Below are 23,849 nucleotides of genomic sequence, written 5' to 3' on the forward strand. Positions count from 1 at the left end.
GGAAAAGCCCGACCCGAACCACCCGACCGGCGAACCACCGACCGGCGAACCACCGACCGGCGAACCACCGGAACGCCTGAAGACCTGAAGACCTGAAGACCTGAAGACCTGAAGACCGGAACCCGACAAGAGGAGATCACCGTGCTGGACGACGCCATGGTGGACGCGTACCTCGCCCGGATCGGCGCCGAGCGGCCCGAGCGGCCCGACCTCGCCGCGCTCACCCGCCTCCAGGAACGGCAAGTGCTGTCCGTGCCGTTCGAGAACCTCGGCTACCACCTCGACGAGCCCATCCACATGGACGAGCAGGTCCTCGACAAGATCGTCCGCCAGCGCCGCGGCGGCGGCTGCTACGAGGTCAACCCGGCCCTCTCGTTCCTGCTCACCGCCCTCGGCTACCAGGTGGAGATCCTGCCCGGCCGGGTCCACCGCCCCGGCGGCACCCTCGGCGCGGCCCTGTGCCACCTCGCCCTGCGGGTGACCGTCGACGGCGAGCAGTGGCTGGTCGACACCGGCTTCGGCCGCAACAGCCGGCACCCGCTGCGGCTGTCCTCGCGCGAGGTCCAGCAGGACCCGGACGGCGAGTACCGGCTGGCCGACGTCGAGGGCGGCGGCTTCGACGTGTTCCTCAACGGCAAGCCGCTGTACCGGCTGGAGGACCGCCCGGTGCGGATCGAGGACTTCCGCCCGACCCTCTGGTGGTACCGCACCGCGCCCGAGTCCCCGTTCATGCAGGACGTGTTCTGCTCGCTGCGGACCGAGGACGGCCGGATCACCCTCAAGGGCAACCAGCTCTCCACGGTGTCCGGCGGCGAGCGCGGCACCCAGGAGTTCGGCACCGACGCCGCCGTCCTGGAGGCGTACAAGACCTACTTCGGGTTCAGCCTCGACCGGCTGCCCGACCAGCCGGCCGGCGGGGTCACCGCCGCCGTCCAGACGGGATGAGCCCCGACATGACCACCACCGGACCCCGGCCGGACGCCGGCCTCCCGCCCACCGGCCCCGGCGCGGACGCCGGCCTCCCGCCCACCGACCCGGCCCGGCTGCCCCTGGTCTTCGCCGAGGCGTTCAACGCCGGCGACGCGCAGGCCGTGGAGCGGCTGTTCGAGCCCGGCGCGGTCTTCGTCAACGCGCCCGGCGACGTGGTGACCGGCGACGACCGGCGCGCCGCCACCGGCCGGTTCCTCGCCCTCGGCCTGCCGATCCGGATCGAGGTCCGGCAGTGCTACGTGGCCGGCGACCTCGCGCTGCTGATCGGGGACTACCTGATCGAGGGCGAGGGCCCGGACGGCCCGCTCCGCGACGAGGGCACGGCCACCGACGTCGCCCGGCGCGGCGCGGACGGCCGCTGGCGCTACGCGATCGACAACCCGCCCGGCACCGCCCGCTGACCCGAGGAAGGACCGCTGTGCCTGCTGCAGCCAACCCCGCCGCCGACCCGCTGCTGGACCTGCCGTTCGACGCCGTGCCGGACCCCGACGAGTACCTGCGCGCCGCGATGCGCTGGCACTTCTCGCCGGAGACCGGCTCGCCGTTCTGGCTGGCCCGGGCCGCGGGCCTCGGCTTCGACCCGCTCACCGAGGTCCGCACCCACGCCGACCTCGCCAAGTTCCCCAACCTCGCCGGCGAACTGCGCACCGCCCGGGTCGAGGACCTGGTCCCGCGCGGCTACGGCGACCGTCCCGAGGTGGTCGGCGTCTACGAGAGCGGCGGCACCACCGGCGCGCCCAAGCGGATCGTGCTGCTGCGCGACTGGCTGGACCGCCTGCTCGGCTGGTCCAGCGCCCAGCTCGACGGCCACGGCGTGCCGCAGGGCGTCAACTGGCTGGTGGTCGCCCCCACCGGCCCGCACATGGTCGGCGACGTGATCAAGGCCCAGACCGCCTACCGCGGCGGCCTGGCCTTCACCGTGGACCTCGACCCGCGCTGGGTGAAGCGGCTGATCTCCGACGGCAAGGCCGCCGAGGCCGGCGCGTACGCCGAGCACATCGTCGACCAGGTCGCGTACCTGCTGGAGACCCAGGACATCGGCGTGCTGATGTGCACCCCGCCGGTGCTGGAGCGGATCGCCCGCCGCGAGGGCCTCGCGAAGCTGGTCGGCGAGAAGATCCGGGCGATCAACTGGGTCGGCACCCAGATGGACCCGGACACCCGCCACCTCTACCGCACCGAGGTCTTCCCGGACGCCGTGCTCTACAGCGGCTACGGCTCGACCATGATCCTCGGCAACGCCAGCGAGCGGCACGGGCTGACCGACGACGACCCCTGCGTCTACGACCCCTACTCGCCGTACATGAGCTTCGGCGTGATCGACCCGGAGACCGGGCGGACGGTGGAGTACGGCGAGCGCGGGCAGGTGGTCATGCACCACGTGTCCAAGAGCCTGCTGATGCCCAACAACCTGGAGCGCGACCACGGCACCCGGATCGCGGCGCTGCCCGGACACCTCGGCGACGCGGTGGCGGACATCGCCCCGGTCCAGGAGTTCGACAACGAGACCGTGATCGAGGGGGTGTACTGATGACGGACCCCACCGCGCCCGCCCTGCCGCAGCAGCCGCCCCTGCTCCAGCTGGACGCGCTCGGCCCCGGCGAACCGTTCCGGGCCCGGCGCCGCACCGAGGTGAACGAGGTCACCGGCGCGCCGTTCGCCGAACTCAGCCTCGTCCCCAAGCTGTTCGTCACCCGGGCGATGCGCGCCCTGCACGCGGCCGAGTCGCTGCCGGCCGAGGAGCGCTTCGCCGCGCTGGCCCGGGCCGGCCGGATCTTCACCTCGGAAACCATCGACGGCCTGGACTTCCCGTCCTACGAGCGCGCCGTCGCCCGGGTCTCCGGGGTGCCGATCACGGTCGTCCGGGACGCCACCCGGGCCATCGCCGACTCGGCCGAGAAGGCCGGCTGGTCCGCCCACCGGGCCCGGCCGGCCGGCGCGGTGAGCGACTGGCGGGACGGCGCGACCCTCGACGGCAGCGCCGTCTGGACCCGGCGCGGCGAGGTCTTCGCCGTCCACGCGGCGGGCAACCACCCCGGCCCGCACGGACTCTGGCTGGAGGCGCTGGCGCTCGGCTACCGGGTCGCCGTCCGCCCCTCCCGCCGCGAACCGCTCACCCCGCACCGGCTGGTCACCGCGCTGCGGCTGGCCGGCTTCGCCGCCGACCAGGTGATGCTGCTGCCCACCGACCACGAGGCCGCGGACGAGATCCTGGCCGGCGCCGACCTGGGCATGGTCTACGGCGGCGACGAGGTGGTCCGCAAGTACGCGGGCAGCACCGTGCTGCCGCAGGGCCCCGGCCGGTCCAAGATCCTGGTCACCCGGGACACCGACTGGCGCGAGCACCTGGACACGATCGTCGACTCGATCGCCCACCAGGGCGGCGTGGCCTGCATCAACGCCACCGCCGTCCTGGTCGAGGGCGACCCGGCACCGCTGGCCCGGGCGATCGCGGAGCGGCTGGCCGGGATCCCGAGCCTGCCGCCGGAGGACGAGAAGGCGGTGCTCTCGGTCCAGCCGGTGGCCGAGGCCCGGGCGATCGAGGCCTACCTGCTGCGCCGGGCGGCCGGCACCAGGGCCTGGCTCGGCGGGGACGGCGTGGTGGCCGAACTCGGCGACGGCAGCGCGGTGCTGCGCCCGGCCGTGCACCAGCTGGACCGGCCGGACGCCGACCAGACCGGCGTCGAACTCGCCTTCCCCTGCGTCTGGGTGGCGCCGTGGACACCGGAGGCCGGGGTGGCGCCGCTGCGGAACTCGCTGGTGCTGACCGCGCTCACCGGGGACGACGCGCTGTTCGACCGGCTGCTCCGGGAGCCGAGCATCAGCAACGTCTACCGGGGCGACCACCCGACGTACTGGATCCGGCCCGGGGTGCCGCACGACGGCTACCTGGGGGAGTTCCTGATGCGGACCAAGACCGTCATCCGGGGCTGAGCCGCAAGGACGGTGACGGGCCCCGCGGGCCGGTACCCGCGGGGCCCCGTCGTGTCCGCTCAGTCGCGCAGCGCCCGGTCGACCAGGGCGCCGGCCATGCCGGTGTACCCGGCCGGGTCGCACAGCCCGGCGATCTCCTCGGAGGTGAAGTGCCCCTCCAGTCCGTCCTGTTCGGCCAGGACCTCGGCCAGCGGCCGGCCCTCCCGGTCGGCGGTCAGCGAGGCCTCGGTGAGCAGTTGCCGGGCCACCGCCTTGCCGAGCTTCGGCGCCAGCCGGGCGGCGATCCGCTCGGAGACCAGCTGTCCGCCGGTGAGCCCCAGATTGGCCCGCATCCGCTCCGGCCGGACCAGCAGCCCCTGGGCCAGCTCCACCGAGGTGTGCGCGGCGCCGCCGGCCAGCCGCAGGCACTCGCGCAGCAGCAGCCACTCGGCGTGCCAGGCGCCGCCCGAGCGCTCGTCCTCGGTGACCAGGCACTGGGTCAGTCCGGCGGCGAGCACCGGGACCTGGAGGGCGGCGCTGCGCAGCAGGGTGGCGAGCACCGGGTTGCGCTTGTGCGGCATCGCGGAGGAGGCGCCGCGGCCGGCCGCCGCGGGTTCGACCACCTCGCCGACCTCGGTGCGGGTCAGCGACTGCACGTCCACCGCGATCTTGCCGAGCGCGCCGGCGGTGAAGGCCAGCGCGGCGGCCAGGTCGGCCATCGGGGTGCGCAGCGCGTGCCAGGGCAGCGCCGGGCGGGCGAGTCCGGTCTCGGCGGCGAAGGCGTCCAGCAGCCGGTCCAAGTAGGCGCCGGCGTCGACCTCCGGGTCGGGGCCGTCCAGCCGGGCGTACTCGAGGTAGCCGGCCAGGGTGCCGGCGGCGCCGCCCAGGGCGACCGGCAGCCCGTCCGCCAGCACGGCGGCGAGCCGGCGGTCGGCGTCCAGCACCAGTCGGCGCCAGCCGGCCGCCTTGAGGCCGAAGGTGGTGGGTACCGCGTGCAGGGCGAGGGTGCGTCCGGCGAGCACGGTGTCCCGGTGTTCGGCGGCGAGGCCGGCGAGCGCGCGGGCGGTGCGGCCGAGGTCGGCGCGGATCAGGGTCAGGGTCCGGGCGGCGACCAGCATGGCGCCGGTGTCCAGGATGTCCTGGCTGGTCGAGCCGCGGTGCACGTACTCGGCGGCGGACGGGTCCTCGGCGGCCACCGCCAGGGTCAGGGCCTGGACCAGGCCGACCACCGGATTGGCGGTCTCGCGGCAGGCGAGGGCCAGCGCCCGGACGTCGAACAGCTCGGTCCGGGCGGCCCGGGTGATCGCGGCGGCCGCGGCGGGCGGCACCGTGCCCAGGGCGGCCTGGGCACGGGCGAGGGCCGCTTCGGCGTCCAGCATGGCCTGGAGCCAGGCGCGGTCGGTGACGGCCGCCTCGGCCGGGGTGCCGGCCCGGACGGGGGAGAGCAGGCCGGTGTCGGGCTCCGCCGGGGCCGGCGGGCTGGGGTGTGCGGTCATACGACGACGCCTCTCGGTCGGGACCCTGCCGGCTCTGCCGGCCCGTCGGACTCTACGGAGCGGTCGGTCGAGGTCGGCGCGGTGGCCCCGGTCGAGGTCGGCACGGTGGCCCCGGTCGCGGCCGGGGCGGCGGTCGGCCACTCGGGGGCCGGGGAGAGCGCCAGCACCGCCCGGGCGATGGCGTCGGAGTCGCCGAGGGTCACCGAGTCGACGCCGGGCCGGATGCCCGCCGCGGTGACCCAGTGCACCGACTCGGTCGGCACCCCGTACGCGAAGCGGCGCGGGTGCGCCCGGCCGCGGGCGTCCAGCAGCCGGTAGGGCCGCTCGGTGACGGCGAGGCCGCCGGTGGGGTAGCCCGTTCCGGCGGGTCCGGGGATCCGGTAGGTGGCGCACTGCTCGGTGTCCAGCAGGTGCCGCAGCAGGGGGTCGTCGGTGCGCCGCAGGTCGGGTTCCGGCAGCCGGGCCTCGACCAGGACGGTGGCCCGGACCGGCGGGCCCGGGACGGCGGTGGAGTGCGCGGCGAAGGCGGGGTCGACGGGGTCGATCCGGATCTCGGTGCCGGGGCCGAGGAGTTCCACCACCCCGGCCTCGATCAGCGCGATCAGCTGCTCGATCCGCTCCACCGGCGGTCCGATGGAGAGGAAGGCGTTCAGCGGGGTGTACCAGCCGTCGAGGTCGTCCCGATAGGAGTCGCCCGCGATGCCGCTGTGGTCGACCGCCATCCGGATCTCGTTGCGCAGGTCGCGCAGGACGTCCAGGGCGGCCTTGAGCGGGCCGCTGAGGTTCCCGGCCCTGGCCTCGGCGACGTCCTGGCGCAGATGGTCCAGCAGCCAGTCGCGGAAGTCCGCGCGGTCGGTGAACTCCCGTCCGGCGTAGGGGCGGGAGAGCCGGTCCCAGCTCCAGCGGTCGGCCTCGGGGACGCCGTGGTCGTCGAGGACGGCGGCCGGGTCGTCGGCGGTCAGGTAGCGGTCGGTGAACGCCTCGCGCTCGGCGCCGCGGGCCCGGGCGGCGAGCAGCGCGCCGTAGTAGACGGCCTCCACCTCGCGGGAGACCAGCGGCCAGAGGTCGGTGGCGAACCGCACCGGCCCACCGCGGCGGGTGCGTTCCCGCAGCTCGGCGACCACCTCGGTGGTGAGCAGCCGGGGCAGGTGGCGCCCGTACGCGCCCTTCTCGTTCTCGCCGCGCGCGTGGTACGGGATGCCGCGCCGGGAGGTGGCGTACAGCCGGGGTTCGGCGCCGGAGGGCCGGTACACCAGGCCGCCGTCCGCCGGTTCGAACCGGCCGCCGCGGCCGAGGGTGAACAGGGCCATGTGGTCGAAGAAGTTGAGGCCGAGGCCGCGCAGCAGGACGGTCTGGCCCGGGCGCGCGGTGACGTGCACGTCGGCGGGGTTGGCGGGGGTGACGTAGTCGAGGTGGTGGATCCTGGCCAGGCTGGCGGTGCGGGCCTCGCGCGGGGTGGGCCGGGCGGGGAGGTGGCCCTGGGCGAGCACGATGGCGTCCAGCCGGTTGAGCCGGGTGCCGTCCTCCAGCCGGACGCCCTGGGGGCCGCCGGGGAAGCCGTGCGCGTCGGCCATCGCGACCGCCCGGGAGCGGTGCACCCGGACGGTGACGGTCGGCGGGGCGGCGGCGACCACGGCGCGGAAGGCGGCGTGCAGGTAGTGGCCGTAGAAGGCTCGGGTCGGGTAGGTGTTCGGCCCGAGGGCGGCGGCCTCGGCCAGCGCCGCCCCGTCGGGGCCGTCCGGTTGCCGGCCGGCGCCGTCCGGCGCGTGCGCGGGCGGTTCGTGGCGGCCGGGTTCGTGCCCGGCCGGGCCGAGCCCGCGGTCCGGCGCCCGGTCGGGACTGCCCCCGGGGGCAAGCGACTTCGCCCATTCGTACAGGCTGGGGCCGGGTTCGACGGGGCCGTCGATCCGGACGCTGTCGTCGGTGTACACGGTGATCTGGGAGGCCACCGTGTTCATCAGGAGGTGGCGGGACTGGTCGGTGCGCCAGACCCGGCCCGCGCCGGGGGGTGCCGGGTCGACCACGTGCACGGTGACGGTGGCCCCGGAGGGGCTGGACCGTTCGTTCGCGCAGAGTCGTTCCAGCACCGAAAGGCCGCGCGGACCGGCGCCGATGACACAGACCTGGAGGTGACTGTCGATCATGCCCACGGCTCGAAATCGTAGTTGTGATCATCCGATGATGAAAAGGTCTTGGCGCCGTGCATCCAGGCCACCCGCTCGTGCAACTCGCCCTCGGAGAGGGCGCCGAGCAGCCGGTTCCTGACCCGCGCCGCCTCGCCCGCCGGGTGCCAGAGCCGGATCGACTCCCGGGCGGCACGCTGCACCGCCGCCGTCCGCGCCTGTCGTTCGGTGGCGAACCGGGCCAGTGTGCCGGTGACTTCAGTGGTCTCGACCATCAACTCGCCCAGCAGCACGGCATCCTCCAGCGCCTGACAGGCGCCCTGGGCCGCGTAGTGCAGCATCGGATGGGCGGCGTCGCCGAGCAGCACCACCCGTCCGTCCGTCCACCGGCGCACCGGGTCCCGGTCCACCAGCACCCAGGAGCGCCAGCCCTCGCCGAGCGCCAGCAGCCGCCGGGCGTTCGGCGCGGTCAGACCGGCCAGCTGCTCCGCGACCACCTCCTCGGTGACCGGGACGTTGGCGAGCGCCTCGGTGGCGCCGTTGTCCCGGGAGGCGGCCAGGTTGAGGAACGCCCCGCCGGCGATCGGGTAGTGGACGAAGTGGCAGTGCGGGCCGGTCCACCAGGTCACCGAGGTGGTCAGTCGCAGCTCCTCGGGGACCAGCTCCATCGGGATCACCGCCCGGTAGACGGTGATTCCGGAGATCCGGGGCTCGCCGTCGCCGACCAGCCGGGCGCGGACCGCCGAGTGGATGCCGTCCGCCCCCACCAGCACGTCGCCGCGGACCGCGCCGCCGTCCGCCAGCAGCGCGGTGGCACCGTCGGCGTCCTGCCGGTAGCCGGTGACGGCGGTCGCGGCGCGCAGCTCGATCCGGGGCTCGTCCCGGCAGGCGCGCAGCAGCAGCCCGTGCAGCTCGGCCCGGTGCACCACCACGTACGGGTTGCCGAACCGCTGCCGGTAGCGCTCGGTGAGGGTCAGGCTGGTGACGTGCTCGCCGGTGACCCCGTCCATGAAGCGCAGTTCGGCCATGTGCACCCCGGCCGCCCGGACGGCGTCGCCGAGGCCGAGCCGCTCCAGCGCGAGGATGCCGTTCGGCGCGATCTGGATGCCCGCCCCGATCTCGGCGAACTCCGGCGCCCGCTCCAGCACCACCGCCCGGTGGCCGGCCCGGGCGAGGGCCAGCGCGGCGGCCAGCCCGCCGATCCCGCCGCCCGCCACCAGGACGGTGACCGGTGCGCCGTGGCGCGCCGTCACCGGACCGGCCCGTCGTCCTCGGCGGCCGCCAGCCGGCGGGCCAGCTCCAGCCGCTTGATCTTGGTGGTGGCGGTGGCCGGGAGCTCGCCCAGCCGCCACTGCACCGGATCGGCCATCGGCGGCAGGCCCGCGGCGGCGGCGCGCCAGGCGGCCGGTTCGACCGGCAGGTCGTCCTTGGTGCAGATCACCGGCACCGCCCGGCCGTCCGCGCCGGGGACGATCACCACCTCGGCGAGCTGGGGGAGGCGGGCGAACAGCGCGTCCTCGGCGGCCAGGGTGGAGCCGAAGCCCTCGATCAGGTCGACCTCGCGGTCCAGCAGGTGCACGCAGCCCCAGCGGGTGCGGTAGCCGACGTCGCCCATCCGCCACCAGCCGTCCTCGACCTGCCGGTCGTACCGGGCCTGCTCGCCGAGGTAGGTGACGATCCGGCCGTCGCTGCGGACCTCGATGTAGCCGGGGTTGTCCGCCGACGGCGGCCGACCGTCGCGGCTCACCACCCGGACGTCGGTGAAGCCGGGGAAGGGCATGCCCACGCAGCGGCCGTCCGCGTCCGCGCCGCGCCGCCGGGAGAACGAGCGCACCACGGCCGGGCCGACCTCGCTCTGCCCGTACAGCTGGCCGAAGACCGGCGCGGTGCGGGCGGAGGCGTCGAGCATGGTCCGCACGGTGCGGGGGTGGATCGCGTCGAAGGTGGAGGAGAACAGCTTGACGTTGGCCAGCGGGCGGCGCGGGTCCTCGGCGAGTTCCTCCCACTCCATGAAGGAGTTGGGGTGGGCCTCCAGGATCCCGGGGCGCAGCCGGGCGAACAGCTCGGCCACGTGCCCGGCCTCCGAGTGGGCCAGCACCAGGATCGGGAAGCCGCGGAACAGCGAGATCGCCAGCGCGGTGATCAGCCGGGAGTGGACGAAGGAGACGTGGATGGCGATGGTCTCCCGGCCCGGGACCACCGGGCGCAGCACGAGCGCCTGCGGGCGGTAGCGGGCCTCCAGGGTGCGGCCGGTGTGCACGGCCAGCTTGGGCGTGCCGGTGGTGCCGGAGGTGTGGGTGATCAGCGTCGGGCGGTCCGGCGGCGCGGTGACCGGCGCGACCCGGGGCGAGCCGGCCAGTGCGGCGAGCTCGACCGCGCCGGGGTGGCTGCCGGAGGCCAGCAGGACGGTGGCTGCCAGGTCGAAGACCTCGGCCGGCAGCTCCTTGGCGAGCTTGACCGCGTCGGTGACCAGGAACGGTTCGTCGGTGCGGCGGACCAGCTCGGCGACGGTCTCCCCGTCCAGCTGGGGCGAGAGCAGCACCGGGACGGCGCCGATCCGGGCCGTGGCGCAGGCGAGCAGGGTGATGTCGAAGCTGTTCGACTTGTGGACCACCACCCGGCGGCCCGGCCGGACCCCGGCCGCCCACAGCCGGGAGGCGTGGTCGTCGACCAGGTCGGCGAGCTCGGCGACGGTGGACCGCCGGCCCAGCTCGGGGGCGATGTCGAGGTCGTGGTCGAGGATCACCACGTTCGCGCCGTTCCGGACGGCGGCCCGCTCGAAGAGCGTGCCCAGTCGGATTCCCCGGTTGGCAATGCGCTGAAGGAGCACCGTTCCGCCCTCTCGTGGGATTAGGGTCGCTGTGCTTTCAGGGGTGTCGTCCCGGGGATGTGCCACCGGGATCTCGTGCCAGGAGCCTTTTCCGGATGTCTTTCAGGGGGGGTGGTTCAGCTTTCCTTCTCGACGACCCGCTTGATCCGCTCCAGGGTCACCCCGAGGTCGGCGGCGACCTTGTCGCCCCACTCGGCGAAGAAGCGGCGCTTCGCGTCCTCGTCCATCCCGGCGGTGATGCCCCGGATCCCCTCGGTGGCGGAGCCCATCCGGAAGTGGTGCACCAGCACGCTGTGGTCCGCCTCCGGGTCCGCGCCGGGGGCTACGTCGAAAGCCCAGACGCTGTCCTGGGCGCGGCCGCCGGTGTCCCGCATGGCCCAGCGGAAGGTCCGGCCGGGCTCGGCCGCGACCACCTCGGCGTGGGTGTACCAGGTGCCGCGGACCACCGGCGCCCAGGCGACCACGTCCGGGCTGCGCAGGTTCTCGCCGCGGAACACCGAACCGACCTCGGCGGGCGCGCCGGAGACCCAGCTGCCGCCCTGGCATTCCGGGCTCCACTCGCCGCAGCGCGGGAGGTCGCTGATCACCGAATAGATCTCGTCGGGGGTGGCGGAAATCCGGATCTCGGCCCGGGAACGGAAAAGCGGGGCGTTTTCTGCGGTGTTTTCTCCCATGGCCGGAATCCTGGGCGGCGGCCCGCGGGAGGGTCAAAGGCGTACCGACGGGTCCGTCAAGTCCGGCCGTGGACCTGACACATCGCGTCCGGAACCGGTTCGGGGGCCACCGGCCGGATGCTAAAGAGGTGCGCCGGGGCGTGACCCGGACGGCACGTCCCGGAGGTCGAGGCCGAAGTGCAGTGCCGTGACCGCCATCCGGTGCGCGTGGTAGAACCGGTGCGCGCCGTGGTTGGCCGTGCCGGAGTCCAGTTCGATCCGGACGCAGCCGGCCGCCGCGGCCCGTTCGCGGAGCACCGCGAACAGCCGGCCGCCGACGCCGGCGGATCGGGTCGACGGCGCGGTCACCAGGTCGTCGACGAAGAACAGCCGCCCCCGGCTGGTGGCCAGGACCCGGTGCGAGGCCACCGCCAGGCAGCGGCCCCGGCCGTCGTACGCGGCGGTGAACACCAGGCCCTGGGCGTGCGCCTCGGCCGCGAAGGCGGCGAAGCCGTCCGCCCCGAGCGCCGGGCGCAGCGCCAGCAGCAGCGGCGCGACGTCCCGCAGCAGGGCGGGCCCGTCCGGCCCGACGTCCACGAAGCGGAGTTCCATCTTTCCGTGCCCCCGTCGGTGATGCTGGTCCGGTTGGTGGTGGTCCGGTTGGTGCTGGTGCTGGTGCCGGTGGCGGGCCGGCGGCGGTCGGGCCGGACGGCCGGCGCCGATCAGCCCCGGTCCGGTACGCCGTACACCGCGAGGAACGCCGCCACGCCGTGCTCCACGACCTCGGCGATCCGCTCGGCCGGCATCGGCAGCGCGCCGTAGAAGGTGGGCTGGGCGACGGCGAGGAAGGTCAGCAGGTTGAGCATCCGGGCGGCCTCGGCCGGGTCGGGCACCACCAGCAGCCCGCGCTCGGCGAAGTCGGCCATCCAGTGCGTCAGCACCCGGTGGGTCTCCCGGGGGCCGGCGTCCTGCCAGGCCTCCAGCACCGCCGGGCGGATGTGCAGCGCCTCGGCCTCGATGGTGCGCACCAGCGCCCAGTGCTCGGCGAAGGTGGTGAGCGAGTCGACCCGCTCCAGACCGAAGTCGACCAGGTCGGTGCGCAGGTCGACGATCTTGCGCAGATGGCGGTCGGCGATCTTCGCCTGGGTGGCGGCCACCGTGCCGGCGCCTTCCAGGATCACCGACCGGAACAGCTGCTCCTTGTCGGCGAAGTGGTTGTAGATGGTCCGCTTGGAGACGCCGGCCTCGGCGGCGATGGCGTCCACGCTGGTGCGGGTGAAGCCCTCGCGGCCGAACACGGTGCGCGCCGCGCGGGCGATCGCGACCCGCTTCTCCGGCATGCCGCGGCGCGCGGTGGCCGGAGTGACGTCCGGGTCGGCGTCCGGGACGACGGCGTTCGTGCCGTCGGCCGGGTCGGCGGGTCTCGCGGCCGGGGCGGTCTGTTCGGTCACGGGGAAAACCTCCTTGCAGTGCACTACATCGTGTAGTTTACGACATGCTTGACGTGAAGCGGACTTCAAGTCCTACGCTCGTCGGTACGTCCGGAAGTCCCAGGAGGGAAGCGTTCCATGGCCGTTCAGCTGAACCACACCATCGTTCCGGCACGGGACGACGAGGAGACCGCGCGCTTCCTGACCGAGATCCTCGGTCTGGCCGCCCCCGTGCGCAGCGAGCCCTTCCTTGTTGTACGGCTGGCCAACGACGTCGCGATGGACGTGATGCGGATCGACGGGCCGGTCCCCACCGGGCACTACGCCTTCCTGGTCGGCGACGAGGAGTTCGACGAGATCCTCGGCCGGGTCCAGGACCGCGGCATCACCTACTGGGCCGACCCGTTCCACCGCCACGCCGGCCGCGTCAACGACTGGTTCGGCGGCCGCGGCGCCTACTTCGAGGACCCGAACGGCCACAACCTGGAGATCATGACCCGCGCCTCCGGCGACAGCCGGTAGCGCCCGCGACCGCCCGGCCGCGGTCCCGGGGGGAGGCCGCGGCCGGGTCGCGCGCAGGTGACCGTCCGTCAGAACCCGTTCGCCGGAAACCTGACAGAGATCGGATACGGACGGGATTGCTCCGCCCCCGCGCGGGTTAGCCTCCCCGCATGATCGAGACCAAGGGGCCGGTGCACCGGCCGGGAGACGACGAGTACGACGCCCGACGGACCGGCTACAACCTCGCGCTGGACCACCGCCCGGCGCTGGTGGTGTCCGCCGCCGACACCGCCGATGTGGTCGCCGCCGTCCGGTACGCCGCCGAGCACGGCCTCGCCGTCGCCGTCCGCGCCACCGGCCACGGCATCTCCGTGCCCACCGACGGCCAGCTGGTGATCGACACCGCCGCGCTCGACCAGGTCACCGTCGACCCGGCCGCCCGGACCGCCACCGTCGGCGCCGGCGTCCGCTGGCGCCAGGTGCTCGACGCCGCCGCCCCGCACGGCCTCGCCCCGCTGAGCGGCTCCAACCCCGACGTCGGCGCGGTCGGCTACACCCTCGGCGGCGGCATCGGCCTGCTCGGCCGCCGGTACGGCTTCGCCGCCGACCACGTCCGCCGGCTGGAGGTCGTCACCGCCGACGGCCGACTGCTCGAGACCGGCCCCGGCACCGAACCCGACCTGTTCTGGGCCCTGCGCGGCGGCAAGGACAACTTCGGCATCGTCACCGCGATGGAGATCGACCTCGTCCCCTGCACCGGCCTCTACGGCGGCGGCCTCTACTACCCCGCCGAATCCGCCGCCGCCGCGCTGCACGGCTGGGCCGAGTGGAGCCGTACCGTCCCCGAGGAGCTCGCCACCTCCGCCCAGCTCATCCGCTACCCCGACATCGACGCCGTGCCGGAGCCGATCCGCGGCCGCTACGCCGTCGTCCTGCGGGTCGCCTGGAGCGGCCCGGCCGAGCAGGGCGAGGACTGGGTCCGGCCGCTGCGCGCCTTCGGCACCCCGCTCCTCGACACCGTCCGCGAACTGCCCTTCACCGAGGCCGGCACGATCCACCACGAGCCGCCGTTCGCGCACCCCGCGTACGACCGCAACACCGCCCTGCGCGAGTTCACCGGCGAGACGGCGGACGCCGTCCTGGACCTCGCCGGACCGGACGCCGACAGCCCGCTGATCGTCGAGTTCCGGCTCCAGGGCGGCGCCTACTCGCGCGAGCCCGCCGTCCCGAACGCCGTCGGCGGCCGGGACGCCGGCTACCTGGCCTTCTCCACCAGCATGATCGGACCGGTCCCGCTGGACGGGCTGCGCACCGCGCACGCCGCGCTGCACGAGCGGCTGCGCCCGTGGTCCACCGGCGGCGCGCTCGCCAACTTCTTCGGCCTGGACGACGCCGACCCAGCCGTTGTGCGCACCGCCTACCCGGAGCCCGTGCACCGGCGGCTCAGCGAGCTCAAGGCGGTCCACGACCCGGGGAACCTGTTCCGGCTCAACTTCAACATCCCGCCCGCCGGCTGACCCGCCCGCCGGGCCGCCGGCCGACCCGTCGGCCGGCCCGCCCGCTCGGCCCTCTACCCTGCTGACCTCCTCCCCTGCCCGTTCGGACTGCCCTCGCGGACCACCCCGCGGACCGCCGCAGCAACGGTTCGCGGCCGGAGCGGGCTCTGGGAGGGCGAGGAGGTACTCATGGGAGCCAAGAAGGCCGAGCGGGACGCCGATTTCAACGCGTTCGTGACCGGTGCCTGGCCACGTCTGATGCGGACGGCGTTCCTGCTGACCGGGGACCGCTACCTGGCGGAGGACGTGGTGCAGACCGCGCTGGAGCGGACCTACGCCGCCTGGGGGAGGGTCACCAAGGCCGACGAGCCGTACGCCTACGTGCGCCGGATCGTCGTCAACGAGCACGCCCGCCGCTTCCGGCGCCGGGTCCCGGAGCAGCTGGTCAACGCCGTGCCGGAACGGACCGGTCCGGACGGCTTCGCCCGCCTGGACGAGCGGGCCGCCCTGCTGGAGGCGCTCGGCACCCTGCCGCCGGGCCAGCGGCAGGCGGTGGTGCTGCGGTACTGGGAGGACCTGAGCGAGACCCAGGCCGCCGCCGCCATGGGCTGTTCGGTGGGCACGGTCAAGAGCCAGGCGTCGAAGGGCATCGCCAAGCTGCGGGAGCTCTCCTCACTCATCACCATGACGAGCATCGGAGGTGCGGCATGAACCGCGACGAGGCGCAGGAGAGCGGGGCGGCGGGCGGCGAGCAGGTGGCCCGGGCCCTGGCCGGGCTGGCGGAGACGTTCGAGACCGGTCCGGCGCCGTACGGGGCGGTGCTGGCCGGCGGCCGGCGGCGGCTGGTCCGGCGGCGCACGTCCCTGGGCGGGGCGCTGGCGCTGACCCTGGTGGCCGCCCTCGGCGGCGTGGCGGCGGTGAACGGCGGGATCGGCGGACCGTCCGGCGGGACGGCGGTGGTGGCGTCGAGCGTGGACGTGTCCACCGTGCTGACCCCGGCCGCCGGCGGGCCCGCCGCGACCCCGGGCGCACTCCGCGACCCGCTCTCCCCGACCCGGATCCAGGTGCTCGCCGGAACCAGGGACGGCAAGCCCTGGAGCGTCTGGGCGGCCCTGTGGCCGGCCCCGGGCAAGGAGCGGATCCGCGAGCAGGCCCGCCTGATCTGGCAGGAGGACGCCGACGCCGGCTACCCCTGGCCCGCGCCCACCGACGACTACCTGAACCGGTACGGGACGCCGGACGCCGACCACGTGGTCTTCTACTACGTCCAGGACGGCAAGCGGCTCGCGCGCTCCGACGAGACCTTCGTCGCGCCGCCCGGGACCCCGGTGGGCTTCTTCCACACGGACCCGTCGATGCGGGACGACTTCGCCCACTTCTGGTTCGGTGCCCAGGCCAAGAACGGCACCGAGGACCCGCTGTACACCGTCCCCAAGGTGGACATCGGCCTGGTGCAGCCGGGCGTCGCCCGGGCCGTGATCGAGTGGGCCGACGGCGTCACCGCGGAGCCCGCGATCCTCTCCCTCGGCGACTCCGAGGCCCGCTGGATCGGCGCCGCCAAGCGCGGCATCGCCGCCGAGCTCCGCCTCTACGCGGCGGACGGCTCCCTGATCGGCACCAAGAAGGGCTGGGCGGAGAACTGACCGCCCGCTGAGCCCGCTACGACCCGGCGGGTCCCGGAGCGTTCGCGCTCCGGGACCCGCCGTGCCGTCGTCCGGTGCGACGTCGATCAGTGCGTCGGTCGGTCCGCCCCGGGCACGGCGACCGGCCGCAGCACCGTCAGCGAGTCCTCCTGGGACGCCACCATGGCGAAGGAGAACCGGTCGAGTTCGAGGCAGAGCGCGACGTCGTCGGGGTGGGCCCCCTCCCGCACCCCCTGCGCCAGCTCCGCGGCGGCCCGCGACCCGGCGGCCCGGCGCAGGAACGCGCCCGCGTCCGCGCCGTCCCCGGCGGCCCGCGCGGCGATGTACTCGGCGCACGCCCGGTCCTCCTCGGCCCGCCCGTCCTCGCCGGTGACCACGTAGGTGACGCTCCCGCACCCCCGGTCCCGGAGCAGCCGCGCCGTCGCCCCCGCCACCACGAAGGCGGCGCACAGCACCAGCGGGGAGTCCTTCACCGCGAGCGCGCCGACCGTCCCGGCCGTGGTCTTCTGCACCACCGTCCGTCCGCCGAGGTCCACGTCCCGCAGCAGCCCCGGCGAGTTGACGGCGTCGAACCCGGGCGCCGCCGCCCCGTCCTTGAGCGCCACCCACCCCGGCTGCCGGGCCTTGAGCGCCAGCGCCTCGTCGAGCGACCCGGCGAGCACGATCCTCTCGGCCCCCCGCTCGAACGCCCAGGCGGCCACGGTGAACGCACGCATGACATCGACCACGACCGCGACCGCCGGAACCCCGGCCACCTCGTCGATCCCGAGAAAACTGGACTCCATGCCCGCCATGATCGCGGGCCCCGCCTTCCCCCGCCCACCCCTTTTCGGGTCAGTACGGCAGCAGGTCGCCCGTGACCAGGTCGAAGCCGAACGGCTCGGGGATGTGCAGGGTCTCGCCGAACTCGACGTCCTCGCGGCGGTGGTACCTCGCCCCGTCGGGCCGGCTGAACAGGGTGACGGTCTTCTGCCGGGCGTCGACCAACAGGTAGAGCGGGATGCCCATCAGCGGGTAGTCGCGGACCTTCCCCACCCAGTCGTTCTCCGGGTTCGAGGGCGAGACCAGCTCGACGGCGACGGCGGCGGACTCGGCCGGGACCTGGTTGGCCGAGGTCTCGAGGGCCTCCCCGGGCAGGTAGGTCAGATCGGGGTTGCGGCTCTTGCCGACGGCGGGCGAGACCAGATCGGTGTTCTCGCTCGGCAGCAGGTCGGCCGGGGCGTGCCGGTCGAACTGGCGGCGTACCAGCAACAGGTTCCGCTGGTGGATGCCCGAGGGGCTGACCATCATCACGATGGTGTCGCCCGAGAGCTCGACCTTGAAGCCGTCGGGAAGGCTTCGGCGGGCTTCGTTGAGAAGGGCGAAGTGCTCCGGGTTCATGCGCGCGGTCTCCTGGGTCGCCGGGCAACATTTCCCAGAATAGTCCGCCACCGCGCCCGCGCACGCGGACGTCCCGAAGAGCGGGCTCTCCGGGCAGCGCGGCGTCGGCACCGGCGTCGACCGGCACCGCACGCGACGGCCTTCCGACGGGCGGAGCCGAGGCGGTGCCCCTCGCGCCGGTCGGCGACCGCGTCGACCGGGCGCCGGGGGTCAGAGCAGGAAGAGCTTGGCGAAGGGTGCGGTGATCCGCTCGGTCCGTGAGCCGAAGTCGACCAGTACGGCGAGTTCGCCCTCGACGCCGATGGCGCGGCCGAGACCGTACTCGTCGTGCGTCACCCGGTCTCCGACGGCGAATTGCTTGGGCGGCGGCGGGGCAGCCGCCTGACGGAAGGGGCTGGTGGGGAGGTGGCGCCGGGGCGCGGCTGAATTCGTCATCCCGGCCAGTATGCGCTTGATTTCGGCATCGTGGGTGGCTTGATCCGCCGGATATTTTGGATCTTGGACGCCGGGGGGCGGACGGCGGTGCGCGGCCGGGGGCACCGGCACCGCCGGCCCGGGCGAGCGCCGAGCGCCCCCGCGGGTCCGAGCCGCACCCCAGAACTGGCCGCGGAGAGCTCCCCCGTTGAGGTACGGACCCTGCTACAGTCGTGGTAGTTGCAGTTGTGGTTCCCATGAACTTTGTGTGCGCCTGCTGATTCTGATCGCAGGCGTATTTTGTTACCCGGCCATTTCTCCGGGTGGGTCATCATCACGGCGACGCGGAACTCGCGACCTGTGAGTTCCGGACGTCCCATTCGAAGGATATTTTTTCATGGCTAACGGCACCGTGAAGTGGTTCAACGCGGAAAAGGGCTTCGGCTTCATCGAGCAGGACGGTGGCGGCCCCGACGTGTTCGCCCACTACTCGAACATCAACGCCAGCGGCTTCCGCGAGCTGCTCGAGGGCCAGAAGGTCGAGTTCGACGTCACGCAGGGCCAGAAGGGCCCGCAGGCGGAGAACATTCGCCCGCTGTAGTACTTCCGGCCGTCCGGCTCCGCCGCCCGGCCCGGGCCCGCACCGCGCACTCGCGGTGCGGGCCCTTCGGTTTTCCCGCGCCGCTTCCGCTCGCCCCCGGGTCTGCCGGATTCCCCCGTCGAGAAGAAGGACGAATCCAAGCATGTCCAGCGCACGTGTGATCCTGAGCGGCACTCCCGGTTCGTTCGCCCGGGACGTCTTCCACGAGCGGCACCCGAAGCTCGTTCAGCAGGTGCTCGACGCACTGCCGTACGGGCCGAGCCAGCGAGCCGCAGTCGAGGACCTCCTCGCCGAGAGCACCAGCGGTGTGCTGCAACCGCTGAGCGCCGGCGCCCACGACCACCAGCAGTGGCTGGAGTGGGGTGAGGGCCTGTTCGGACGACCGTGGGGCGAGGCGCCGTTCCTGTGGGCCGAGAGCTACTTCTACCGCAGACTGCTCGAAGCCACCGGCTACTTCCGGCCGGGGGCCTGGCAGGGCATCGACCCGTTCGCACCGTTCAAGGACGCCGAACTCGCCGGCCCGGCCGTGGACGCCGAGCTGGCGGCCCTCGGCGACCTGCCCTCGGACCTCACCCACGAACGAGCCGCCGCGCTGCTCTCCTCGGCGCTCTGGGGCAACCGCGCCGACCTGAGCTTCCGGATCACCGCAGAGGCCGGAGCGTCGATCGCCTCCGACCTGGTGGCCGACGACAGCGAGTCGCTCTGGGCCGAGCTGGAACGGGCCCGTGGCGGGCGCGTCTGCATCGTCGCGGACAACGCCGGCCGTGAGCTCCTGCCGGACCTCGTGCTGGTCGACCATCTCCTGGCGTCCGGCCTGGCGGCGCAGGTCGTCGTCCACGTGAAGCCGCAGCCGTACTACGTGTCGGACGCGACGACGGCCGATGTCCTCGCCACCGTCGAGCGTCTGCGCACCGCGATCGCACCGGCGGCCAGGACGATCGGCGAACGACTGTGGGGAGCGATGAGCAGCGGAGCACTCGTGATCCGCACGCACCCGTTCTTCTGCGCGCCGCTGCCGTTCCACGACATGCCCGCCGACCTTCGCTCCGAGTTCGCCGACGCAGCCATGACGGTGCTCAAGGGCGACCTCAACTACCGCCGGCTGGTGGGCGATCAGCTGTGGCCGCCCACGACGCTCTTCGCCGAGGCGGCCGGCCACTTCCCCTCGGCCGTCACGGCTCTGCGGACGCTGAAATCGGACGTGATCGTCGGCGTCGACGCGGCCGTCCTCGCTCGGCTCGACAGCGCCGGGACGCCGTGGCGCACCAGCGGCCGCCACGCCGTCGTCCAGGTCGATCTCCGTCCGTAGCCCGGGTGGGCGTACAGGAACATGCAGAAGGCCCCGGAGAGAACCTCTCCGGGGCCTTCTTGCCTTTTCAGGCGGCTGTGGCCAGGGCCGGGGTCGAACCGGCGACCTTCCGCTTTTCAGGCCGCGTGGGGCCCGCAGACGGCTCTGGAACGGCCTGGGGCGGAGTGTCTGTAGGTGTCGCGCCGTCCGGCCATGTACGCCGCTGTTGGCGTACGGGTTGGAGTACGCGAGCACGGCGCTTATTAGGCCGTTACGCGAAGAGTCTGGTCGGTGAACCCATGCGCGGCCGGGCCTGCCGCGCGCTGGGCCAGCCAGCCCGACACGCGGGGACCGCCGTTCACGGCGCCGCCCTCAAGCTCTGTTCTCACGTGGGTGAACCCATGTGCCAGGTAGTACTCCTGGAGGCGCTCATTCGTGGTCCAGGCATCCAGTCGGAGCCATTCCGCGCCTTCGTCGGCCGCGCGCTCGCCGGCCCAGTTCAGCAGGCGTCCACCGAGGTCGTGGCCAGCGTAGGCGCGTGCGACGGTCAGCTTGTTGACGAACCGCGACGGCTCGGCGAGTTCGGCGGGGCTCCAAAGCCCCGGCTCGGCTTCCGGTGTGACGGTTATCGTTCCGGCTGTTTCAGCGCCGTCTCGCAGCATGAAGACCGTGCCGGCCTCGATTGTGGCCAACAGCTTGTCGGCGGGGTAGTCGCGACTCCACTGGTCGCTGCCGAGGGTCTGAAGCCAGGCGGCTGCTTCGCGGCGAAAGTCGAGCAGGTGCTCAAGGTCGGCAGACTTGGCTGTTTCGATGATCACTTGTCGCCGTCCAGAGCGCTCAGGTCGCCCGTCTCGTAGTTCATTTCGTTCAGGTCTCCGCGGAGCGTCGTGACCGTGTGGCGGACTGGCCTGTCCACGGAGTAGCCAGTGCGACGCCAGACGAGCACGGGGACGCCGTCACCGGTCTGGAGCAACCTGCTCTCCTCGGGCGTAGGCATCCGGGTCGAGATGGCATCGAAGTAGCCCACCTGCTCGACCTTGATTCCGGCCAGGTACCGCGTGGTCCCCTCGTCGATGTCGCCGGGTTCGGCCAGGCGCGGAGCCTTCTCGACCAGCCACATCGGGTAGTTCGTGGCCTGGGTCGACCACGGCACCCCATCGACGTAGCGGTGACAGAACCGCAGGACCGTCGTCGCACCCTCCGCAACGTGAAGCTGCCTCGCCACCTCGGCAGACGCGGGCTGCATCTCGACGCGAAACTCCTGGTGCGGCCGGCGCCCGGCCTGCGTGACGTCGGTGTTGTAGGCGTCTCCGTTCTGGGGGAAGGTCAGGTTCTCGAAGCGCGAGGCGTTCAGGCTGAAGACCTCGTGAGACCTGACCTCGTAGCCCAGCCCCTGGCTGGGCGCGACAAGGCCCTCGGACACGAGCACCTTCAGGCCATTGCGAACAGTGTTCCGAGAGGCGTCGAAGCGGTCGCAGAGGTCACGCTCGGACGGCAGACGGGCACCAGGTGCGAAGGCTCCGGAGCTGATCTCGCTCCGGAGGGCGTCGGCCACGCGACGGTACAGCGGCGGGGTGCTCATGCCTCAATGATGACGCATCCAGTCAACTGGTTCCTACATGTTGAACCAATGGGCTTGACGATTGCGCTCCGTGAGTGCAGAGTCATGTTCAGCAGCTTGTACCTACCAGTTGAGCCAGCGGCTCAATGGGGACAAGATGCGCATGATGGGGCGCGCCCAAAACGGCGTGACCTGCGCGGATGCGACCCGCAGTTGTCGGGGGAAGGCGGCTAGACCGCACGCCCTACGAGCTGCGTGGATCGCGGTTCCTTGAGAACTCAACAGTGTGCGACGAGAACGAGTGTCTTTGGTCCCCGATCCGTGCCGCCTGTGGCGGGTCGGGGGCCATGGCTACTCGTACATCGCGAGTAGCTGGGCCCGCATGAGTCGGGGCCGCCGCGCGTTCCTTGGCCGGAGCGCGGCAGCCCCTGGGGCCCACCTCACCTTCTCGAAGAGGTAGACCCGTGAAGTCGATTGTTGCAGGTCAACGGGCCGTTTCGGCCCGTGAGTTCGCTGAGCTGGCGCTCGGTGTCGACAACGCGCCGTTCGACGCGCTGTTCGGCGGCGTGGCTGACGAGAGTGCGACCGAGTACCAGGCGCGTACGGATGTGGCCCGTGAGGTGCTGGCGGAGCTGTGGGAGTCGGACCCGGAGTCGGCGGAGGTGGCCGCCGAGCTGCTGCGGACCGCCCCGGTCCCGCTGGTCCGCCGGCGGTCCGCCGCCCGCCGCTCCCTCCCGGGGGTGGCGGCGTGACGGCCGAGGCCCGGGCGGAGGCCGCGCGGGCGGCCGCCGCTGCCGAGGCCGCCCGGATCGCCGCCGCCGTCGCTGCCGAGGCAGCCCGCCTCACCCGCGAGGCCGCCCGCCCGCTGCTCGCCGCCACGGCGGGAGAGGCGCGGTGAGCCGGGCCGGGAAGGTCTGGCTGATCTCCGGCCTGCTCGCGGTGGCCGCGATGGCCTTCCGCGTCTCCTGGAACGCGCTGCGGGACGTGGCGGCGGCGATCGGGGCCGACCCGACCGCGGCGACCGTCTACCCGCTCGTGGTAGACGGGTTGATGGCGCTGGCGCTGGTCGTCGCGCTGGTGCTGACCGACGCGGACCGGCGGTTCGCGCTGCGGGTGCTGGCCGGGTACACGGCCGCGTCGCTGGTGCTCAACTACGTGCACGGCCTGGTGCCGACTCTGCACGACGGCGGTCGGGTCCGACTGGCCGAGTGGGCGCCCGCGCACTGGGCCCTGGTCCTGCTCGCGTCGTCGCTGCCGGTCGGGTCGATCTACTTCGGGTCGGACCTGGTGGCCAAGGTGCTGCACGCCAAGCCCAAGGGCGACAAGTCGGACCAGACCATGACGAATCGGTCGGGGTCTGAGCTGCACGAATCCGCTGCGGCCGATCCGGACCGGTCGGTGTACCGGTCGCCCGACCCGGAGCCGACCCCGGCCCCGGCGGAGCCGCCCGCCGCGCCGACCGAGGCACCGGTCGAGCAGGCGCCCACCGGGCCGACCGACCCGCCGACCGCTCCGAGGGCGGCCCGGCCCCGTCGGGCGACCGGCACCGTCCCGCAGTCGGCCCGCACGACCCGACCCAAGCGCACGGCGGACGAACTGCTCGCCGAGGCACGGTCGGCCACCGCCGACTGGACCGACGCCGAACTGACCGCCGACCGGATCCGCACCACCGTCCGCACCTCGGGCGTCAATGCGCGGACCCTGCGCGCCGCCCTCAAGGCCGAACGCGCCGAGGGGTCCGCGCCGGCCGCCGCCGAGGCGGAGCGGCCCGTGCTGCACGCCGTGCCCGCCCCCGCCCAGGACACAGCCGGGACCACTCCCGACACGACCGAGGAGAAGGCATCGTGACCAAGCTCGCCACCAGCCAGGCCGACGCCGCCCACGCGCTGATGATGATGCTCACCCAGCACGAGGACATCCCGCCGCCCGACGAGTTCGAGCTGCACGAACACGAGAGCGACGCCGGACGCCCGGACTGGGGAGTCGTCCTGGTCGTCAACGAATCGCTCGCCCGGTTCGAGCAGTGGCGCGCCGCCCTCGACCTCGACCCGCGTGACATCGCCTACCGCTCCTGCCACCACGGCGCCTGCATGAGCGCGATCGGCGAGGTCCACGGCGTGAGCGTGGAGCTGTTCGCCGTCGCCGACATCCCCGGGAAGTAGCCGTGAGCCGGCCCCGCTTCTGGGACGACTGCTACCAGCTCCGCTGCGACGAGATCTAACCCCACTCCGCCGCCGCCCTCATCGCCTCCGCCTGCCCCCTTGCTTCCACTTCGCCGCCATCCGCGACAGGAGAACACTGTCATGTCCGTGACCACCATCGAGGTCGCCAGCTTCGGTTACCTGCACGGCGCCCCGCCCGAGGCGCACCTGACCCTCGACCTGCGCCGCCACTTCCGCGACCCCCACGTCGATCCGGCGCTCCGTCACCAGACCGCGAACGACCTGCCCGTGCGCCGCGCCGTGCTCACCACCCCCGGCATCCGGGAGACCATCGCCGCCGTCGCCACGCTGGCCGACGCCTACGACGC

The 23,849-nt window shown here is 73.5% G+C and carries 26 protein-coding genes and 1 pseudogene; 15 read left to right on the forward strand and 12 right to left on the reverse strand.

The genetic code is table 11. The features are described 5' to 3' along the window. The first annotated feature begins 141 nt into the window (after window positions 1-141). From ACIPYS_RS23410 to ACIPYS_RS23425, 4 genes are read left to right on the forward strand one after another with little or no spacing between them, the layout of a single operon-like run. On the forward strand, window positions 142-945 hold the full coding sequence (locus ACIPYS_RS23410; RefSeq protein WP_093861348.1) for an arylamine N-acetyltransferase: 804 nt from the start codon (window positions 142-144) through the stop codon (window positions 943-945). Between the two features lie 8 nt (window positions 946-953). Further along, entirely contained in the window at window positions 954-1,391 is a 438-nt protein-coding gene (locus tag ACIPYS_RS23415; RefSeq protein WP_400749018.1) for a YybH family protein, read from the forward strand. Between the two features lie 17 nt (window positions 1,392-1,408). Next, window positions 1,409-2,521 carry an AMP-binding protein gene (locus ACIPYS_RS23420; RefSeq protein ID WP_093861350.1) on the forward strand — a complete coding sequence of 371 codons (1,113 nt, stop codon included), beginning with the start codon at window positions 1,409-1,411 and terminating at the stop codon, window positions 2,519-2,521. Further along, window positions 2,521-3,924, forward strand: a complete 1,404-nt coding sequence (locus ACIPYS_RS23425; protein ID WP_400749021.1) for an aldehyde dehydrogenase family protein — start codon at window positions 2,521-2,523, stop codon at window positions 3,922-3,924. The genes ACIPYS_RS23420 and ACIPYS_RS23425 overlap by 1 nt, the downstream gene beginning before the upstream one ends. A 59-nt stretch (window positions 3,925-3,983) precedes the next feature. On the opposite strand, the gene ACIPYS_RS23430 is transcribed toward ACIPYS_RS23425, so the two are convergent. From ACIPYS_RS23430 to ACIPYS_RS23460, 7 genes are all read right to left on the reverse strand, one after another. Further along, window positions 3,984-5,399, reverse strand: a complete 1,416-nt coding sequence (locus ACIPYS_RS23430) for a lyase family protein (RefSeq protein WP_400749024.1) — start codon at window positions 5,397-5,399, stop codon at window positions 3,984-3,986. Further along, complete coding sequence (locus ACIPYS_RS23435; protein WP_173862088.1) at window positions 5,396-7,543, reverse strand: FAD/NAD(P)-binding protein; 2,148 nt, start codon at window positions 7,541-7,543, stop codon at window positions 5,396-5,398. The genes ACIPYS_RS23430 and ACIPYS_RS23435 overlap by 4 nt, the downstream gene beginning before the upstream one ends. Further along, window positions 7,540-8,775: an FAD-dependent monooxygenase gene (locus ACIPYS_RS23440; protein ID WP_400749027.1), complete on the reverse strand. Its 1,236-nt coding sequence runs from the start codon at window positions 8,773-8,775 to the stop codon at window positions 7,540-7,542. The genes ACIPYS_RS23435 and ACIPYS_RS23440 overlap by 4 nt, the downstream gene beginning before the upstream one ends. Beyond that, window positions 8,772-10,352 carry a class I adenylate-forming enzyme family protein gene (locus ACIPYS_RS23445; RefSeq protein WP_400749029.1) on the reverse strand — a complete coding sequence of 527 codons (1,581 nt, stop codon included), beginning with the start codon at window positions 10,350-10,352 and terminating at the stop codon, window positions 8,772-8,774. Before ACIPYS_RS23445 ends, ACIPYS_RS23440 begins: the two co-directional genes overlap by 4 nt. Before the next feature lie 116 nt (window positions 10,353-10,468). Beyond that, the gene (locus tag ACIPYS_RS23450) at window positions 10,469-11,026 is read right to left on the reverse strand and encodes an SRPBCC family protein (protein WP_093861355.1); all 558 of its coding nucleotides are present in this window, start codon (window positions 11,024-11,026) and stop codon (window positions 10,469-10,471) included. Between the two features lie 120 nt (window positions 11,027-11,146). Continuing rightward, on the reverse strand, window positions 11,147-11,617 hold the full coding sequence (locus tag ACIPYS_RS23455) for a GNAT family N-acetyltransferase (RefSeq protein WP_093861356.1): 471 nt from the start codon (window positions 11,615-11,617) through the stop codon (window positions 11,147-11,149). Between the two features lie 110 nt (window positions 11,618-11,727). Then, window positions 11,728-12,456, reverse strand: coding sequence for a TetR/AcrR family transcriptional regulator (locus ACIPYS_RS23460; protein ID WP_231977705.1), 729 nt, complete (start codon window positions 12,454-12,456; stop codon window positions 11,728-11,730). 117 nt (window positions 12,457-12,573) lie between these two features. Here ACIPYS_RS23460 and ACIPYS_RS23465 point away from each other — a divergent pair, with 117 nt between their 5' ends. The 4 genes from ACIPYS_RS23465 (at window position 12,574) to ACIPYS_RS23480 (ending at window position 16,075) form a co-directional block, all read left to right on the forward strand. Then, the gene (locus ACIPYS_RS23465; protein WP_043467156.1) at window positions 12,574-12,957 is read left to right on the forward strand and encodes a VOC family protein; all 384 of its coding nucleotides are present in this window, start codon (window positions 12,574-12,576) and stop codon (window positions 12,955-12,957) included. A 149-nt stretch (window positions 12,958-13,106) separates the two neighbouring features. Further along, complete coding sequence (locus ACIPYS_RS23470) at window positions 13,107-14,453, forward strand: FAD-binding oxidoreductase (protein ID WP_093861357.1); 1,347 nt, start codon at window positions 13,107-13,109, stop codon at window positions 14,451-14,453. Between the two features lie 168 nt (window positions 14,454-14,621). Continuing rightward, on the forward strand, window positions 14,622-15,143 hold the full coding sequence (locus tag ACIPYS_RS23475; RefSeq protein ID WP_093861358.1) for a SigE family RNA polymerase sigma factor: 522 nt from the start codon (window positions 14,622-14,624) through the stop codon (window positions 15,141-15,143). Then, entirely contained in the window at window positions 15,140-16,075 is a 936-nt protein-coding gene (locus ACIPYS_RS23480; RefSeq protein WP_400749036.1) for a hypothetical protein, read from the forward strand. The genes ACIPYS_RS23475 and ACIPYS_RS23480 overlap by 4 nt, the downstream gene beginning before the upstream one ends. 86 nt (window positions 16,076-16,161) lie before the next feature. Here ACIPYS_RS23480 and ACIPYS_RS23485 read toward each other — a convergent pair whose 3' ends face one another. From ACIPYS_RS23485 to ACIPYS_RS23495, 3 genes are all read right to left on the reverse strand, one after another. Then, window positions 16,162-16,860, reverse strand: a complete 699-nt coding sequence (locus ACIPYS_RS23485) for a 2-phosphosulfolactate phosphatase (protein ID WP_400749039.1) — start codon at window positions 16,858-16,860, stop codon at window positions 16,162-16,164. Window positions 16,861-16,909: 49 nt separating this feature from the next. Beyond that, entirely contained in the window at window positions 16,910-17,455 is a 546-nt protein-coding gene (locus ACIPYS_RS23490) for a Uma2 family endonuclease (RefSeq protein WP_400749042.1), read from the reverse strand. Between the two features lie 210 nt (window positions 17,456-17,665). Then, window positions 17,666-17,890, reverse strand: a complete 225-nt coding sequence (locus ACIPYS_RS23495; protein WP_093861361.1) for a hypothetical protein — start codon at window positions 17,888-17,890, stop codon at window positions 17,666-17,668. 376 nt (window positions 17,891-18,266) lie between these two features. Here ACIPYS_RS23495 and ACIPYS_RS23500 point away from each other — a divergent pair, with 376 nt between their 5' ends. Both ACIPYS_RS23500 and ACIPYS_RS23505 read left to right on the forward strand, forming a co-directional pair. Continuing rightward, the gene (locus tag ACIPYS_RS23500) at window positions 18,267-18,470 is read left to right on the forward strand and encodes a cold-shock protein (RefSeq protein ID WP_014136787.1); all 204 of its coding nucleotides are present in this window, start codon (window positions 18,267-18,269) and stop codon (window positions 18,468-18,470) included. A 142-nt stretch (window positions 18,471-18,612) separates the two neighbouring features. Further along, on the forward strand, window positions 18,613-19,779 hold the full coding sequence (locus tag ACIPYS_RS23505) for a damage-control phosphatase ARMT1 family protein (RefSeq protein ID WP_093861362.1): 1,167 nt from the start codon (window positions 18,613-18,615) through the stop codon (window positions 19,777-19,779). A 242-nt stretch (window positions 19,780-20,021) separates the two neighbouring features. Here ACIPYS_RS23505 and ACIPYS_RS23510 read toward each other — a convergent pair whose 3' ends face one another. Together ACIPYS_RS23510 and ACIPYS_RS23515 are read right to left on the reverse strand one after the other, a co-directional pair. Beyond that, the gene (locus ACIPYS_RS23510; RefSeq protein ID WP_400749048.1) at window positions 20,022-20,576 is read right to left on the reverse strand and encodes a GNAT family N-acetyltransferase; all 555 of its coding nucleotides are present in this window, start codon (window positions 20,574-20,576) and stop codon (window positions 20,022-20,024) included. Continuing rightward, a complete protein-coding gene (locus ACIPYS_RS23515) occupies window positions 20,573-21,340 on the reverse strand; it encodes a GntR family transcriptional regulator (RefSeq protein WP_400749051.1) in 768 nt (255 codons plus the stop codon). Before ACIPYS_RS23515 ends, ACIPYS_RS23510 begins: the two co-directional genes overlap by 4 nt. A 443-nt stretch (window positions 21,341-21,783) precedes the next feature. Between ACIPYS_RS23515 and ACIPYS_RS23520 the strand changes: the two genes are divergently transcribed. The 5 genes and pseudogenes from ACIPYS_RS23520 to ACIPYS_RS23540 all read left to right on the forward strand — a co-directional run. After that, window positions 21,784-22,071 (forward strand): hypothetical protein, encoded by a 288-nt coding sequence (locus tag ACIPYS_RS23520; RefSeq protein ID WP_400749054.1) that lies wholly within the window; start codon window positions 21,784-21,786, stop codon window positions 22,069-22,071. Then, on the forward strand, window positions 22,068-22,217 hold the full coding sequence (locus ACIPYS_RS23525; RefSeq protein ID WP_400749057.1) for a hypothetical protein: 150 nt from the start codon (window positions 22,068-22,070) through the stop codon (window positions 22,215-22,217). The genes ACIPYS_RS23520 and ACIPYS_RS23525 overlap by 4 nt, the downstream gene beginning before the upstream one ends. Further along, window positions 22,214-23,167, forward strand: a complete 954-nt coding sequence (locus ACIPYS_RS23530; RefSeq protein ID WP_400749060.1) for a DUF2637 domain-containing protein — start codon at window positions 22,214-22,216, stop codon at window positions 23,165-23,167. The genes ACIPYS_RS23525 and ACIPYS_RS23530 overlap by 4 nt, the downstream gene beginning before the upstream one ends. Further along, window positions 23,164-23,481: a hypothetical protein gene (locus ACIPYS_RS23535; RefSeq protein WP_400749063.1), complete on the forward strand. Its 318-nt coding sequence runs from the start codon at window positions 23,164-23,166 to the stop codon at window positions 23,479-23,481. The genes ACIPYS_RS23530 and ACIPYS_RS23535 overlap by 4 nt, the downstream gene beginning before the upstream one ends. Before the next feature lie 141 nt (window positions 23,482-23,622). Next, window positions 23,623-23,849: pseudogene (locus ACIPYS_RS23540) on the forward strand (ATPase); the annotation flags it as partial.

Source organism: Kitasatospora sp. NPDC089913, from assembly GCF_044748625.1.
Taxonomy (GTDB): domain Bacteria; phylum Actinomycetota; class Actinomycetes; order Streptomycetales; family Streptomycetaceae; genus Kitasatospora.